Genomic DNA, 15,598 nt, shown 5'->3' with positions numbered 1-15,598 from the left:
TTATTCTTCTACCTCCACCGATTCAATATCCAGCTCCATCCCCGCAACCGTTTCCCGGTGAATCGAGCCGCAGGAAGGGCACAAGACAGTTTCTTCCTGCCACGAAGTTCCGCAGTCTCTGCACCGGAAGGAAAGGGGAACATCTTCCACTACCAGGCGGGCCCCTTCAAGGGCGGTGCTCCGGGTGACGGTATTGAACGCGAAAGACAGGATGTCGGGGAAAACCTGTCTCAGGGCACCAATCCTGAGCCGGACTTCCACGACGGATTTCCAGCGATGTTCTTCCTGCATCTGAAGCAGTGCGGCCGCTATAGATTCCGCAAGGGATACTTCATGCATGTTCGTTCCGTCCTAAGAAAAAGAGGACCCGCGCAGGGTCCTCTCCGTGCCGGACAACCCTCTTCGGGAGCGGAGGATCACTCCGAAGGTTCGAGGAGACCATACCCGCCGTCCTTGCGCTTGTAGACAACATTGACGGAACCGTTCTCCGCGTTCTTGAAGAGAAAGAACTCGTGCCCCAGAAGGTCCATCTGCATGGTCGCTTCTTTTGCGCTCATGGGGCGCAGAGGGAAACGCTTCACCTTCACTATTTCCTCTTCGGGAGGAATGGGCAGATCAGTATCAGTCTCTGTCGAAGGCAGTTCGAAGGAAACGTCATGGGTTTTCAGCTGGGCGCGGTCCTTCAGGTACGACTTGTGTCTCTTGATCTGCCGCTCCAAATTTTTAAGCCCTTGGTCGAAAGCCTTCCTCATGTCCGGGGCGCTGGACTGCCCTCTCATAATAACCCCGTTGGCGTTGGAGGTGATCTCCACGGTGTACAGTCCCCGTCCGAAACTCATCACAACCTGACCATCGATGATGCGGCTGAAAAATCTCTCGAGCTTGGACATCTTGTTTTCCATGTAGCCCTTCAGGTCATCCTTCAGTTCGACTCCACGGGTGACAAAGCGTATGTCCATGCAAATCCCTCCATTCAGGCTCAGTGCTCAGTGATTATGTTATCATTCTAACACCAGGGGAGATTCTGGGCAACAAAAGGAATAAAAGCCTCAATCCGCACCCCAGCGGGGAGTGTCACCGGGGACCGCTTGGGGCGAGGGGGGCGGATTGTCGTCCAGGACAACTGCCCAAGCGAGTCCCGAGGCTCCCAGCGAGATCTCTTCGCCCCTGGGGAGGGCGAATTCACCGTATGCCCGGCGACGCTCCCTCTGCCTGAAAAGCCTGCGGATTTAAGTAAAACCCTCATCACCCTCTGAATGGGGTATAATGACACCAACATCAAATTGTGCAGGAGGTAGTATATCATGTACATTTCCGAGAGAGCCCGAAAGATGGAACCTTCAGCAACCCTCGCCGTTACAGCAAAAGCCAAAAGCCTTAAACGGGAAGGAAAGCCGGTTATTTCCTTTGGCGCCGGAGAACCCGACTTCGACTCTCCCCCTTCGGCAATCCGCTACGCCGAAGAAGCGATGAAGAAAGGACAGACCCACTATACCCCGGGAACGGGCATTCCCGAGCTTCGTGAGGCGGTCTGCGCCTACTATAAAGACCATTTCGGCCTTGAATATGCTCCCGCCGACGTCGTCGTCGGAGCAGGAGCGAAACCCCTTCTCTACGAGGCTCTCGGCTGCGTCATCGACCCGGGCGACGAAGTCCTGGTCTTCACGCCCGCATGGGTGAGCTACGTGGAACAGATCCGCTTCTTCGACGGGAAAGCGGTTCTCGTGGACACGAGTAAAACCCATTTCATCCCCCGGTACGACGAAGTAAAAAAAGTCATTACACCGAGAACCCGGGCCATGATCGTAAACACTCCCAACAACCCCACGGGCGCCATTTATGACGAGCAGTGCCTCAGGGATCTCGGCAAACTCGCCATGGAAAACAACATCGTCATCATCTTCGACGAAATTTATGAACGGCTTGTCTACTGCGGCGAAAAGCACCACCAGATTCTGAACCTCGTTCCTGAAGCAAAGGACCTCACCATCATCATCAACGGAGTCAGCAAGGCCTTCGCAATGACAGGCTGGCGGATCGGCTACGCCCTCGGCCCCTCGTCCATCATGGGATATATCGGCGACCTCCAGGGGCACATCACCTCCAATGCATGCTCCGTCGCCCAGTGGGCTTCAGTCGGCGCCCTGAAGGAAGCCGATCAGGATGTCCGGACCATGCACAAGGCCTTCAGCAAAAGAAGGGATCTCATCGTGGAGCTCATGAGGGATATGCCCTACATATCCTTCACCGAGCCCAAGGGAGCTTTCTACGTGTGGTTCAACGTGGACAAAATCCTCGGCAAAACGTGGAACGGGCAGGTTCTTTCCGACGACACGGAACTGTGCAGGATATTCCTGGAATCCAAGTACGTCGCCCTCGTGCCCGGCAGTGCTTTCATGGCGCCGGGCAACGTTCGCATTTCCTACTCGAACTCCGAGGCGGAAATCCGCGAGGGAATGAGACGTTTCAAAGAGTTCCTCGAAGAGCTGAAATAGACCGGAACGACTGCTGAAAAAATCGCCCCTCCGGCATCGCGCCGGAGGGGCGATTAAGTTGCTATTTTTTCCAGGCCTGGGGGTTCACCAGGTCGGCCGGTTTTCTTCCTTCCAGCGCGGCCAGGAGGTTTTCGGCGGCTTTTCGTGCCATGCCCTCCCTCGCCTTTATCGTGGCGCTTCCGAGGTGAGGTGTGGTGGTGACGTTCTTCAGTTTCAGCAGGGGCTCGTCCAGGGGAACAGGCTCTTTCTCGAAGACATCGATCCCGGCGCCCCAGATCCATTGTTCCGAACAGGCCCTGTAAAGAGCTTCCCGGTCCACCACCGCTCCCCTTGACGTGTTGATGAGTATGGAGGATTTCTTCATCATTCGAAGCTCCCGTTCCCCGATAAGGCCTTTTGTCTCCGCACTCAGGGGGCAATGAAGGGAAACGAAGTCGCTCTCTCTCAACAGTTCATCGAGGGACACCTGTCTGGCCGCAAGTTCTCTTTCCATTTCGGGTCTCGGGGAGCGATTGAAAAACAGGATCTTCATGGAAAACCCCGCTGCTCTTCTCGCCACGGCCTGACCGATTTTCCCCATTCCCACGATGCCGAGAACGGATTCGGACACATCCTGCCCGAGAAGCAGATCAGGATGCCAAGTGACCCAGTCTCCCGAACGGAGAAACTCGTTCGCCTCCACTACCCGGCGGGCGGAGGCGAGCATCAGGGTAAAAGCCATGTCGGCGGTGGCGTTGGTAAGCACGTCGGGCGTGTTCGTTACCAGAATTCCCCTTCTTGTGGCAGCTTCCACGTCGATGTTGTCGAATCCCACGGCGTAATTGCTCACCACTTTCAGCCCGGGGCAGCGGGAGAAAAGCTCTTCGTCTATTCTGTCCGAAAGAGTGCACAGGAGCCCCTCCGCTTTCGAGGCTTTTTCCAGAAGCACATCCCGGTCGACGGGGGCTGATTTTTCCCACACTTCAAACGCAACCCGCCCGGGAAGAAGGCTGAGTCCCGCATCCTGGATCCTGCGGGTTACATATACCCTTGGCAGCGACATGGTCATCCCTCCTGCAAAAAGAAGCGGGAGTGCTCCCCCGCCTTCCGAAATATACGGAGTTCCCGCTTACTCCTCCATGATCTCCTTTTCCTTCGCCTTCAGTATTTCGTCGACTTTTTTGATAAACTCGTCGGTTACGTCCTGGACATCCTTGGTGTATTTTTTCAGCTCGTCCTCGCTGATCTCTGAGTTTTTCTCCATCTTTTTGAGGGTTTCGTTGGAATCCCTCCGAAGATTTCTCAGTGCGATGCGGCTTTCCTCAGCGTATTTCCCCACCAGTTTGGTGAGTTCCACCCGTCGTTCCCTGGTCAGCTCCGGCAGGTTTATCCGGATAATTTCCCCGTCGTTCTGGGGCGTCACGCCGAGGGATGAAGCCAGTATGGCCTTCTCGACCAGCTTAAGGGCAGATCTGTCAAAGGGAGAAATGGCAATCTGCCTCCCCTCCGGAACCGAGATGGTAGCAATTTGCTTTATGGGAGTGGGGGCCCCGTAATAATCAACCTTGATGTCGCTCACCAGTCCCGGGTGAGCCCGACCTGTCCTGATGGCGAGAAACTCGCCCTTCAGGTGCTCGATGACCTTTTCCATGCGTTCCCGCAGTACTTTCAGCTCTTCTTTCGGCATACCGGAATTCCTCCTCTTAATGAAGAATGGAAAGACGGACGCCTGTTCCGTTCTCTCAAGCCCCGCCGTCCTCTTGCGCAGAAACGATGGTTCCCGTGTCGGTACCCTTCAAAAGAAAGTTCTTCATGTTTCCTTTCTTGAGTATGTTCAACACAATTATCGGAATAGCGTTTTCCATGCAGAGGGAAAACGCTGCCGCGTCCATCACCTCGAACTGCTGCCGCAGGGCATCCATGTAGGTCAGCCTGTGCAGAAGCACCGCCTCGGGGTGTTTCTTGGGGTCAGCATTATATATACCATCTACCTTTGTGGCTTTCAACAGGCAATCGGCTTCCATTTCGGCAGCCCGGAGAGCCGCCGCTGTATCGGTTGAAAAATAGGGGGATCCCGTGCCGGCGGCAAAAATAACGATCCTGCCCTTTTCCAGGTGACGGAGGGCACGGCGCCTGATGTAGGGCTCTGCCATCTGGCGCATCTCGATGGCGGTCTGGACCCGGGTGGGAGCGCCGAATTTCTCCAGAACATCCTGAAGGCAGAGGGCATTCATCACTGTGGCCAGCATGCCCATATAGTCCGCCTGGGCCCGTTCAACCCCAAGCTTTTCCAGATCCCGGCCCCTAAGCATGTTGCCGCCCCCGACAACCATGGCGATCTGGATTCCGGACTGGGCCACCTCGACTATTTCTTCGCCGATGCGGCGCACGGCGTCGAAGTCGAACCCGAATCCGTTAGAGCAGGAGAGGACCTCTCCCGAGAGTTTCAAAAGGATTCTTCTGAAACGCATATCTATCCCTTCCCTTTCTCCGGTGTGATAAACTCGGAAGATAGAAAAAAGGCGAGGCATTTCGCCCCGCCTTTCGCCGCTCTGCCTATTCGCCTATGGAGAAGCGGGCGAAACGTCTTACGACGATATTTTCGCCGAGTTTGGCGATGGCTTCCATGACGACATCCTTTATCTTCTTGTCGCCGTCACGGATCCAGGCCTGCTCCAAAAGGCAGTTGATCTCGTAGAACTTGTTGATCTTTCCGTCTGCAATCTTGTCGACGATATTGGCGGGCTTGCCTTCTTCAAGGGCCTGCTGCCTGTAAATTTCGCGCTCACGCTCCAGCACGTCCGCGGACACTTCTTCAGGAGAGAGGAACTGGGGAGCGGCGGCAGCGATCTGCATGCACAGCTCATGGCCCAGATCCTGGAATTCGTCCGTCTTGGCGACGAAGTCGGTCTCACAGTTCAGTTCAAGAAAGGCACCGAGTTTCCCGTTGGTATGGATATAGGAAAACACCCTTCCCTCAGACGCGGTTCTGCCGGCCTTCTTTGCAGCCTTTGCGAGGCCTTTTTCACGCAAGTAATCAATGGCCTTTTCCACATCGCCGTTGCTTTCCGCAAGGGCATGCTTACAGTCCATCATTCCGGCACCTGTTCTATCGCGGAGTTCCTTGACAGCTCCGGCGCTAATTCCCATATTCACTGCCTCCCTTTATAGCTTAAGCTTCTTCCTCGGAATCGTCATACACTTCGTGAAGACGTTCCTTGACCTCAATTATGTTGTCTGAGGAGACTTCGACTGCCTCCCCTTCTTCGGAGGAGATCATCTTTACGCCGGCATCCTCGCCCTGCCGTCCCTCGATGAAAGCGTCGGCCATAAGACCGGTTATGAGCTTGATGGCCCTGATGGCATCGTCGTTTCCGGGGATGGGGAAGTCAATGACTTCGGGATCACAGTTTGTGTCCACAATGGCAATGACGGGAATTCCGAGTTTCCTGGCTTCGAGGACGGCGTTTTCCTCCCTGCGGGGATCGATAAGGAAGATTGCGTCGGGAATAGCCTTCATGTTGGTTATTCCCTTGAGGTACTTTTCGAGCTTGCCGAGTTCTTTCCTCAGAAGGGCAACTTCCTTCTTGGGAAGGTTTGCCCAGTTCCCCTCGTCCTCCATTTTGCGAAGCTCCACCATGCGGGCAACCCGTTTCCGGATCGTCGGAAAGTTTGTCATCAGTCCTCCGAGCCAGCGCTGGTTAATGTAGAACTGGCCGCTTCTCTCGGCCTCTTCCCTTATGGTGTCCTGGGCCTGCCGCTTGGTCCCGACGAAAAGAACGGAACCGTTGTTCTTGGCGACTTCCCTGATGTAGTCATAGGCTTTCTCCAGGCCCCTGACCGTCTTCTGGAGGTCAATGATATACACTCCGTTCCGCTCCGTGAAGATGAAGGGCTTCATCTTCGGGTTCCACCTGCGGGTCTGATGACCGAAATGAACGCCGCACTCCAAAAGCTGTTTCATGCTGACTACTGCCACAATAACCCCTCCTGAAAAATGTTTTTCCCTCCACAAACGTCATCCGGAACCGGGACCATGCTTTTCAGGCACAGCAACCCCCAGCCCCATCAGTTTGTGTGTGTAATGAGGACCGGAAGAGTATACCACAACCCGCAGTTGACCGGCAACTGCGGAAGAAGTACGATATACCCCGTATTTCAACAGGACAAACAAACGACTGGGGGCATGTGGAAATGGCAAAAGAATCACTCATCGAGCGGCTGGAAAACCTGCCTCAGGACAAAAAGGCCATGCTGAACAGACTTCGCCGTGTAGAGGGCCAGCTTCGGGGAATCCAGCGGATGATCATCGAGGAAAAACCCTGCTACGATGTACTTTTGCAGCTCTCCGCGGCCAGGAAGGCCATGCAGAGAGCCTGTATAGAAATTCTGAAGAATTACCTTCAGAAATGCGTTCATGAGGCACACTCTCCGGATTTTGACAATCTGGAGAAGCTCATCGAGGCTCTTGTCGAAATTTCTCCTGTCAGAACGATTCCCTCTGAAGGGGACGAATAACCGCAGCCGTCTGCGGGAAACCCAGCTTCCCCGTGGCACCCGGAGAATTTTCCTTACTGCTGCTCCCTTCCGGGCCTGACAGGGTTCGGAGATCTCCGCCGCACGGGACTGGATTCCCCGCAGACGGCTGCGGGGGTGTTGAACCCGGAAATTATAGCATGGAGTATTTCTTTCCGCCAGCCCGAAGCTATCCTGAATCCGCACCTCAGCGGGGAGCGCCACCGGTGGCCTGCTTGTGAAACCGCGGTTTCTCTCACCTCAGGCGCCCTCCCCCAGGGGATAATCTCTTCGCCCCTGGGGAGGACAAATTCACCTTATGCCCGGCGACACTCCCTCTGCCTGAAAAATTAGCGGATTTAGGGCTATCTGAGCCACTTGTCGAAGAGCCTGTCGAGGTCTCCCCGAAGCTTTGCATCGTTCCAAAGATAGTGCATTACCCGCAGGAAGTCAGGGTCATCTTTCTGGATAAAGAACCCCATAAAACTTATTTTCGTCAGGGGTTTGTCCGTGAATGCGCCGTAGAGTCTCTCGTCCTTCCGTGAATACACCACAGCCTCGTAGACTTCGGTGATCATGACGTCGCCCTTGCCTTCCGCAATCATGGCGGGTATTTCAGCATTGCTCTGGTGAACCACGACTTTGGCGTTTTTGAAATTGGCCCGGACAAACTTTTCGTTTGTTCCGCCGGGATTCACAATAACCGTCGTTTCCGGTACATCCATCGCTTCCAAGGAGGAAAACTTTTCCCTGTCCGCCTTTCTGATAAGGGCGACTTTCCCGTTGGGGGCGTAGGGCGGCAGAAAATCCCCTTTCAGCATCCGGGCCAGGCTCCTGGTGATTCCTCCCACGGCGATATCAAAAGATCCGGCAAGATACTCATCCATGAGTTTCGGCCACGTTGTGGGGACAAACTCCACCGTGACTCCGAGCTCCGAGGCAAGAAGCTCCGCAAGTTCCACATCGTGACCTTCGTATTTTCCCGATGCCTTGTCCAGCATGGAAAACGGACGGTAATCGCCTGGGGTTCCCACCCTGAGCACCTTCGTCTCCATGATCCTGTCCAGCCTTGGCCCTGCCGACGCCATTCCCGACACTGCTGCCACAACAAGAAGAACGGAAATCAGAACAACTGCCCTCGACACTCTTTTACGGGATATCATGAATGCACCTCCAGAAAAATTTGTCCTATTATACTCCATCATGCTACTTTGTCAGCATATTCTCCCAGAGTCTCGGGTCATCGGGACTGACCTCCTGGGGAACGAGCGGTCCCTGGAGCACTACGAAAGCTCCGCCGTCCGCCCAGGGGTTGCGTATGACCCTTGCGGGAGACCATAAGGCTCCTTCGACGACTACGGTATCTCCGATTTTCGGTACAGGATTTCCCCTCAGCTTGTCAACAAGGTACTGAACCGCAAGGGCGGCGGCGTCATATGCCGGCTGAGCGACAGCCCCGAGCATTTTCCCCTTTTTGATAAGGTCGATTCCCTCAGGTCCTATGCAGATTCCCGTAATACCGAAATCCGCCGCATTCAGTCCGGCCGCCTCGATGGCCGCGACAACTCCCGGTCCCATGATGTCCGGAGTCTGGACGTAAATCCCGAGAACCTTGTTTTCGAACCGGGTCAGAAGATCCGAGACGACCGCATGGGAATCCGTGTTGTTCCATTTGCCCTCACCCTGGACGATTTCGAGCTGGGGATACCTGGAGAGAACGGAGTTGAAGCCTTCGGTGCAGGCGTGGCTGAACATATCCGCTTTATCCCCGAGAACTTCGAGTACGACGCCCGCGGGAACCGTGCCGCCGTTCCGTTTTTTTATCCCCTCGACGAATAGTTCGGCCGCTTTTGCGCTCGACTGTGCCAGGTCGAAGGACAGGAAAAAATCCACAACCCCTCCTTCCGGAGATGTATCCAGGGCCGCCACAGGAATCTTTGCTTCGTTGAGCCTGCGGATTCCCGGAACGAGAGCACGGAGATCCACCGCACCTCCCAGGATAAAGGCATCAATTCCCTGGACCATGTACGTGTCGATAATATCCATTATTTTCATGGAATCTCCCTCGCCGTCACGGATAAGGAGATCCACGCCGAGTTCCCCCGCCTTTTCCTCAGCAGCCTTCATGAATGCCTGGATGTAGGGGGCTGTCGGCTCCTTTACCACGAGTCCCACTGTGAGTTTCTTCTCTGTTGCGCCCGCCGCGGACAGAAATGCGAGAACCAATGCCGCCGTCATGACCGTGTTCAGGAACTTCTTCATACTGATTCCTCCCTTTGTTTCACGACTGTGTGATCCGCTCCACGGTCGTCTTCCCTGTCGAGCGTTCGTATCTGTTCTTTCCGCAGCATGGAGCTCCGGAGCGAAACCCTGAACCGGTCAACAAGGATCGCAAGAAAGATGAGCGTTCCCTGGGCGGCGTGGATCAGGGTCACCTTCACGCCGAGAAGATTCAGGGCGTTGGAAAACATGCCAAGTAAAATAGCCCCTCCGAGCATGCCGAAGGCAGACCCTTTCCCCCCGGACATGGATGTACCGCCAAGGAGGGCTCCGGCGAAAGCGAGGAGGGTCATTCCGTTTCCCATGGTGTTTGATACGGAATCCTGCCTTCCCGCCGTGAGCATTCCTGCTATGGCCGACAGAATTCCGGCGACCATGAAGCCCAGGATGATCATCCGGTTCGTGTTGATGCCGGCGACGAAGCTTGCCCGTGCGTTTCCGCCGGTGGCGAGATAATTTCTTCCGAAGACCGTGTAGTTGATCAGCCCGTGGAAGATGAAAAAAATGAGAAACGTCACCGGTATCGCCGCCGGGATATTGCCGAGCTGGGCTATCCTTGCCTTCCCGATGAAGGAATACACCGGATCGAGGGGAAAAATAGACAGGGGAATGAAGAACAGGACAAGCCCCCTGAGGATGATGGAGACGGAGAGGGTCTGCATGAAGGCGTTCATTCCGAGCCGGGCGACGCAGAAACCGTTGAAAAGCCCGAGCAGGGCCCCGATGGACAGGGTAAGAAAAATTGCTGTCCAGGGGCTGCCGAGTATCCCGGGGAACCACTTCACCGACATCAGAACCGCCATGCCTGGAGCGAAGGCGAGAACGGCATCAATGGACAAGTCCAGGTTCCCGCTCATGAGAACGAAACCCTGGGCGAGAACGAGCATGCTCATGATGGTCGTATGGTACAGAATGTTTACCAGGTTGGTCCAGGTTGCAAAGGCCGGTATGCTGAGAGCGCACACCGAAAAAAACGCGATAAGCATCATCCAGATAATGTTGTCCAGTAGGGCGAGCCTGAGCTTCAAACCGCCTGACATTCTCTTCCACCTCTCCGATCCTGTTGTCCGAATCCCTGCATATCGAGGAACAACCTGTGTTCGCTGAAATCCTTCCGTTCATATTCCCTGAAGACGGCGCCCTTTGAAAGGACGAGAATCCTGTCACATATATCAATGAGATCATCCAGCCCCGGGGAGGTGATGATGACGCCGCTTCCGTTTCTGATCCTTCCGGAGACAATGGACAGGATCGCCTTTTTCGCGCCGATGTCCACTCCCCTGGTGGGTTCGTCCAGAAGATAAATTTCCGGGCTGTTCGTCATGATCCGCCCGATGACCACCTTCTGCCTGTTGCCTCCCGAAAGTTCCTCTACTCCCTGATGGATCGAAAAAGCTTTTATCTGCACATCCCTGAAAACGGCCCGTGCACGCTCCTCGCTTTTTTCCCAGTTGATGAACCTGCCGCCGCAGATTTTCCCGAGGCTGTTGAGAAGGAGATTGTCCCGGATGGAAAAAGAGCTGAGGAGCCCCTCCTTTTCCCTCTCCTCGGGAAGATAGGCGATTCCTTCGGCAAGAGCCTCCGCCGGAGAACGGAAACAAACGCTGTTACCCCGGAGAAAAATTCCTCCTTCGTCGGCGGGTTCGATGCCGGCGAGAGCCTTCAGCAGTTCTGTCCTCCCGCTTCCCCGGAGCCCGGCAAGTCCCAGGATCTCTCCCCGCCTCAGGGAAAAGGAAATATTCCCGAACGTCCCCCACTTGGAAAGCCCTTCGACCCTGAGAATTTCCTCCCCCGGAGGCGGGGCGTCTTCATGGCGCCCCCCGGAGAAGGCCGTTTCTTCTCCTATGATGAGCTCTGAAAGAGATTTGTGGTCCATGGAAGCCCTCTCGCTCACTGCCACTGTTTTCCCGTCCCGCAGGACAGTCAGCCTGTCGCAGATGTCGAGCAGCTCGTCGATATGATGGGAGATGTACACTATTGCCTTTCCCCGGGAGCGCAGATCCTCGACGATTTTCCTGAGGATCCGGGCATCCTTGCCGCTGAGCGGTGCGGAAGACTCGTCGAGGACGACGATGGGTGCGTCTTCCACCACGCAGGATTTCAGTATGAGCAGTAACTGCCTTTCGCTCAGGGAAAGATCTCCCGCCAGGAGGTCGGCGTTTATGCCGATTCCGTAGGCTGAAAGGGCTTCTTCGGCTCCGGCGCGCATTGTTTTCCTGTCCAGAATGCCTTTTCGGGAGGGAAGTTCCCCGAGAAAAAGGTTTTCCGCCACCGAAAGATCCAGGATCAGTTCCGGCTCCTGGGGAACGATGGCCACTCCTTCCCTCTTTGCCCGGACACGGGAAAGAGAGCGGAATGAACGGCCTCCCAGGGAAATAGTCCCTTCCGTCGGTTCAATAAGACCTGCGAGAATTCCCACAAGGGTGGACTTCCCCGCCCCGTTTTTACCGATGAGCCCGTGGACTTCACCGGGGTAGACCTCAAAGGACACCCGGTCAAGGGCGACCGTTCCGGGATATATTTTTGAGATCCCGTTCAGGGAAAGGGCGGGTGCTATCATTCTTCTTTCCTGTCGCTCACGCCGTCTTTTTTCCGAAGCTCCGCGGACCGCTTATGGCCGAAAAGCCCCTCCATGTCGGCGAAAGCGGCGCATTTTTCTGCCAGGGAATATGCGCCCTCGCGGGTGATTTCCTGGTAGGAGCTGACCTTTATAAAGGTTCCGGCGTACACTCCATTGGAAAACCGTGCGCACCGGGCGGTCGGCAAAATGTGGTTCGGGCCGGAAACATAGTCCCCAAACGCAACCGGGGCATAGGGGCCGATAAAAAGTGAACCGAAATTAGTCAGTTTTTCCGCGGTTTCCAAGCTGTTTTCGGTCATTACCTGGAGGTGTTCCGGGGCGATACCGTCGGCGATTTTCACGGCTTCCTCCAGGGAATCGGCCAGCAGGATCCTTCCATTGTTCTGCCATGCTTCGAGAGCAGCCTTTCCCGTGGGAAGACCCTCAGCCTGCCGGAGAATCTCTTCGGCGGTCTTCTCCGCAAGTTTCCTGCTGGTGGTCACGATAACCGTCCACGAGTTCGGATCATGCTCGCACCGGGCGAGAGCGTCGGCCGCCACCCATTCGGGGGGTGCCGAACCGTCGGCAATGATGACCACCTCGCTCGGGCCGGCAAGCATATCGATTCCCACGGACCCGCTCACCTGGCGTTTTGCTTCCGTCACATAGCGGTTTCCGGGCCCTGTGATTATATCCACCGGTTCCAGAGTTTCCGTGCCGAAAGCGAAGGCTCCCACGGCCTGGGCTCCCCCCATGCAGTAGATTTCGTCCACGCCGGCAATATCCATGGCCACGAGAACGGCGGGGTGAATACCCTCCTGCCCCCTGCTCGCCGGTGAACAGGCCGCTATGCGTTTCACACCCGCCACCTTTGCCGGAATGGCCGACATCAGTGCCGACGACGGAAGGGGGTATCTTCCTGCGGGAACATAGCACCCGCAGGAAGCCACGGGAATGAGCCTGTGCCCGAGGACAACGCCGGGGGAAATTTCCCAGCGGAGTTCTTTCATGCACTCCTTCTGTTTCACGGCGAAATCGCGGATTCTCCGGGCCGCGAACTGCAGGGTTTCCACCATTTCCTGGGACACTTTGCTGTAAGCTTCCCGGACTGTTTTTTCGTCAACCCGCAGTGAAGCGGGCCGGAAACCGTCGAATTTTTCCGTGTAATTCCTGACGGCCTCGTCGCCACCCGACCGGACATCCTTGAGGATGTCCCTCACCGTCTTCTCTACCGACTCGGTTCCTTCCGCTCCTCTTTTTTTCGCTTCCTTTAAAACGATCATTTTCCTGCTCCTTCCGGAAGGTCAACTCGCGAGCCAGCCACCATCAATATAGATAATCTGCCCTGTAAGATAGTTCGAGGCGGAACTGCAGAGAAACACGAGCGTACCCAGGAGATCTTCGGCAGTCCCCACCCTCCCCGCCGGAATGCGCTCCTCGATCCACCGCTTGTGATCCGGGTCGAGGAAGAAGGGCTCGGTCATGGGTGTTCTGAAGTATCCGGGCCCCATGGCGTTCACCTGGATGTTCGATCGTGCCAGTTCGATAGCCATGGCCTTCGTGATTTGCACTACTCCGCCCTTGGTTCCGCAGTACACGGAGGACTTCGCCAGGCCTATGGCACTGCCGAGAGAACCGATGTTCACTATTTTCCCCCGGCCCTGCGTTACCATGATCCGTGCCGCAGCCTGGGCGCAGAAAAACACTCCCCTGAGGTTGACGGCCATGATCTTGTCGTACTGTTCCTCCGTCACCGAAAGGAAATCATTGATCTCCTCCACACCCGCGTTGTTCACAAGAATATCGAGACTCCCCATCCTGTCCGCCGTCGAACGAAAACACTCCCGGACCTCGTCTGGTCTCGTCACGTCTAGGCGGATACCTTCGGCTCTTCCGCCGGAAAGGCGGATCTCTGCGGCCGTTTTTTCGGCGGCCGTTCCGTCAATATCAGCGCACACCACGGCAGCCCCTGCCGCGGCAAGCCCCAGAGAATACCCCTTCCCAAGACCTCGGCCCGCACCGGTCACCACCGCAGTTTTGCCGGCGAGGGAAAATTGATCGAGAAATGCCGTCATGTCAGTCGAAAACTCCTTTAGGAATTCTTTTTCGAAGAACCATCAAAAAAATACTTTAGCATGATAGCATATGCTATGGATAATGCAATAACGCAAAGAAGAGACGAAATAAAAAAAAGATTCCCCGAAGGGAATCTTGAGCGGCAGAACATTTTTTCGTTTACCCCTTGCCCGGACACACCATAAAAGGGAAAGGAAAATTACTCCTTTCTTCCCCTCCTGAAAAATTTCATGACAGGACCTCCGAAAAAGACGAAAAAGATGAGAATAATCAGGGTGAGGCAGATCGGGTCAAAGATGAATTTGCCGAGCCCTCCGTGGGTTTTGATAAGCCCCACCCTCAGATTGTCCTCTATCATCGGCCCCAGGATAATGGCGAGAATGAGCGGAGGCAGGGGAATATCGAGGTATTCAAAGAAAAAACCGGCAACACCGAACGCGGCCATGATGTAGATGTCGAAGAAACTGTTTCTGATGGCGTAGGAGCCGATGACCGAGAAAATGAGCACGATGACCATGACGATATTCCGGGGCATTCTCAGGATCTTTCCGAAAACCCGAATCCCGATGAGCCCCACCGGAATGAGAAGAAACTGAGAAATCAGTCCGACCGCGAAAATTCCGTGAACGAGTTTCAGGTTCTCCTGGAAAATGAGCGGTCCCGGCCTCAGCCCGTACATAAGCATTGCCCCGAGGACAATTGCCGTGATCGAATCTCCGGGAACGCCGAAGACAAGGGCCGGAATCCAGGTTCCTCCCAAGGCCGCATTGTTGGCGCTCGTTGGGGCAATGACTCCCTTTATCGATCCCTTGCCGAATTCTTCGGGGTGTTTGGATGTCTTTTTCTCCATACCGTAGGCGACCCATGCGGCAATGTCGGCTCCGGCGCCGGGAAGGGCACCGACGCACGTGCCAAGAATCGAGGCCTTTAAAACGGTCAGCTTGTTCCGGAGAATAATCTTCAGGGTTTCCCAAAGGGAGATGCGCCCGAATTCAGGTATGCTGCTTGTGCCGAGGAGCTTTGCGTCTCCCACATTCTTGAGCACCTCTGAGAGGCCGAAGAGTCCCACCATGGCAGGTATGAACCCGATTCCTTCCAGAAGTTCCATGTTTCCCCCGGTGAACCGGGGAAGACCGGTGGTGATGTCCATTCCGACGGTGGAAACAAGAAGCCCGAGCGTTGCGGACAAAACGCCGTTGATGGGCCTTCCCGCGCTCAGAACAGCGCTCATGCTCAGACCGAAGATTCCGAGCCAGAAATACTGGAAGTTGGTGAATTTGAGGGCAAATCTTGCCAGCGGAGGGGCGACCGCCATAAGAAGGAGCATTCCGATGAAACCCCCTATGGCGGAACAGAGAAGGTCAATGGAAAGGGCTTCCATTCCCCGTCCCTGTTTTGTCAGCTCGTAGCCGTCGAGTGTCGCAGCTCCTGAAGCCGGGGTCCCGGGAATCCGAAGGAGGGTTGCCGGTATGTCACCGGTGAAGATGGACGTGAAGGAAACGCCGAGAATCATGGCCATTCCTGCGAGAGGTTCCATGTAATAGGTTACGGGTATGATGAGGGCCACCCCCATGGTGGCCGTCAGACCGGGGGTTCCTCCGATAAGGACTCCGAAGGCCATGGAAAGGATCCACGGGAAAAAAATGGCGGGGCGGAAAACGGCGAGTATTTCCTCGAACATATCAGGCTCCTC

16 protein-coding genes and 1 other RNA gene are annotated in these 15,598 nt (G+C 55.5%); 2 read left to right on the top strand and 15 right to left on the bottom strand.

Translation table 11 applies throughout. From position 1 onward, the window contains the following. Together hypA and raiA are read right to left on the bottom strand one after the other, a co-directional pair. Window positions 1–339 carry a hydrogenase maturation nickel metallochaperone HypA gene (gene hypA / locus JMJ95_RS02485; protein ID WP_290682160.1) on the bottom strand — a complete coding sequence of 113 codons (339 nt, stop codon included), beginning with the start codon at window positions 337–339 and terminating at the stop codon, window positions 1–3. A gap of 77 nt (window positions 340–416) precedes the next feature. Continuing rightward, complete coding sequence (gene raiA, locus JMJ95_RS02480; RefSeq protein WP_290682157.1) at window positions 417–959, bottom strand: ribosome-associated translation inhibitor RaiA; 543 nt, start codon at window positions 957–959, stop codon at window positions 417–419. Between the two features lie 345 nt (window positions 960–1,304). Here raiA and JMJ95_RS02475 point away from each other — a divergent pair, with 345 nt between their 5' ends. Next, entirely contained in the window at window positions 1,305–2,495 is a 1,191-nt protein-coding gene (locus JMJ95_RS02475) for a pyridoxal phosphate-dependent aminotransferase (RefSeq protein ID WP_290682154.1), read from the top strand. Between the two features lie 61 nt (window positions 2,496–2,556). Here the strand turns inward: JMJ95_RS02475 and JMJ95_RS02470 are convergent, their stop codons facing one another. The 5 genes from JMJ95_RS02470 to rpsB form a co-directional block, all read right to left on the bottom strand. Beyond that, window positions 2,557–3,537, bottom strand: a complete 981-nt coding sequence (locus JMJ95_RS02470; protein WP_290682151.1) for a D-glycerate dehydrogenase — start codon at window positions 3,535–3,537, stop codon at window positions 2,557–2,559. Between the two features lie 66 nt (window positions 3,538–3,603). Next, entirely contained in the window at window positions 3,604–4,161 is a 558-nt protein-coding gene (frr, locus tag JMJ95_RS02465; RefSeq protein ID WP_290682148.1) for a ribosome recycling factor, read from the bottom strand. A 55-nt stretch (window positions 4,162–4,216) separates the two neighbouring features. Continuing rightward, a complete protein-coding gene (gene pyrH, locus JMJ95_RS02460; protein WP_290682145.1) occupies window positions 4,217–4,945 on the bottom strand; it encodes a UMP kinase in 729 nt (242 codons plus the stop codon). An 85-nt stretch (window positions 4,946–5,030) separates the two neighbouring features. Then, window positions 5,031–5,624 (bottom strand): translation elongation factor Ts, encoded by a 594-nt coding sequence (tsf, locus tag JMJ95_RS02455; RefSeq protein WP_290682142.1) that lies wholly within the window; start codon window positions 5,622–5,624, stop codon window positions 5,031–5,033. 22 nt (window positions 5,625–5,646) lie between these two features. Continuing rightward, on the bottom strand, window positions 5,647–6,453 hold the full coding sequence (gene rpsB / locus JMJ95_RS02450) for a 30S ribosomal protein S2 (protein WP_290682139.1): 807 nt from the start codon (window positions 6,451–6,453) through the stop codon (window positions 5,647–5,649). A 215-nt stretch (window positions 6,454–6,668) separates the two neighbouring features. Here rpsB and JMJ95_RS02445 point away from each other — a divergent pair, with 215 nt between their 5' ends. Next, a complete protein-coding gene (locus JMJ95_RS02445; RefSeq protein WP_290682136.1) occupies window positions 6,669–6,992 on the top strand; it encodes a metal-sensitive transcriptional regulator in 324 nt (107 codons plus the stop codon). 15 nt (window positions 6,993–7,007) lie between these two features. Here JMJ95_RS02445 and ffs read toward each other — a convergent pair. The 8 genes from ffs to JMJ95_RS02405 form a co-directional block, all read right to left on the bottom strand. Further along, window positions 7,008–7,107: signal recognition particle sRNA small type (gene ffs / locus JMJ95_RS02440), an RNA gene on the bottom strand. 247 nt (window positions 7,108–7,354) lie between these two features. Then, the gene (locus JMJ95_RS02435; protein ID WP_290682133.1) at window positions 7,355–8,152 is read right to left on the bottom strand and encodes a transporter substrate-binding domain-containing protein; all 798 of its coding nucleotides are present in this window, start codon (window positions 8,150–8,152) and stop codon (window positions 7,355–7,357) included. Between the two features lie 43 nt (window positions 8,153–8,195). Beyond that, a complete protein-coding gene (locus tag JMJ95_RS02430) occupies window positions 8,196–9,251 on the bottom strand; it encodes a sugar ABC transporter substrate-binding protein (protein WP_290682130.1) in 1,056 nt (351 codons plus the stop codon). After that, complete coding sequence (locus JMJ95_RS02425; RefSeq protein ID WP_290682127.1) at window positions 9,248–10,309, bottom strand: ABC transporter permease; 1,062 nt, start codon at window positions 10,307–10,309, stop codon at window positions 9,248–9,250. The genes JMJ95_RS02430 and JMJ95_RS02425 overlap by 4 nt, the downstream gene beginning before the upstream one ends. Next, window positions 10,294–11,829, bottom strand: a complete 1,536-nt coding sequence (locus JMJ95_RS02420; protein ID WP_290682124.1) for a sugar ABC transporter ATP-binding protein — start codon at window positions 11,827–11,829, stop codon at window positions 10,294–10,296. Before JMJ95_RS02420 ends, JMJ95_RS02425 begins: the two co-directional genes overlap by 16 nt. Then, the gene (gene hisD / locus JMJ95_RS02415; protein WP_290682121.1) at window positions 11,826–13,112 is read right to left on the bottom strand and encodes a histidinol dehydrogenase; all 1,287 of its coding nucleotides are present in this window, start codon (window positions 13,110–13,112) and stop codon (window positions 11,826–11,828) included. The genes JMJ95_RS02420 and hisD overlap by 4 nt, the downstream gene beginning before the upstream one ends. A 21-nt stretch (window positions 13,113–13,133) precedes the next feature. After that, a complete protein-coding gene (locus tag JMJ95_RS02410; protein WP_290682118.1) occupies window positions 13,134–13,904 on the bottom strand; it encodes an SDR family NAD(P)-dependent oxidoreductase in 771 nt (256 codons plus the stop codon). Window positions 13,905–14,104: 200 nt separating this feature from the next. Continuing rightward, entirely contained in the window at window positions 14,105–15,586 is a 1,482-nt protein-coding gene (locus JMJ95_RS02405) for a tripartite tricarboxylate transporter permease (RefSeq protein WP_290682115.1), read from the bottom strand. Window positions 15,587–15,598: the final 12 nt, after the last annotated feature.

It is taken from the genome of Aminivibrio sp. (assembly GCF_016756745.1).
In the GTDB taxonomy this organism is placed as follows: domain Bacteria; phylum Synergistota; class Synergistia; order Synergistales; family Aminobacteriaceae; genus Aminivibrio.
Note: the sequence above shows the minus strand (reverse complement) of the source record. Positions and strands in the feature narration are given on the sequence as shown.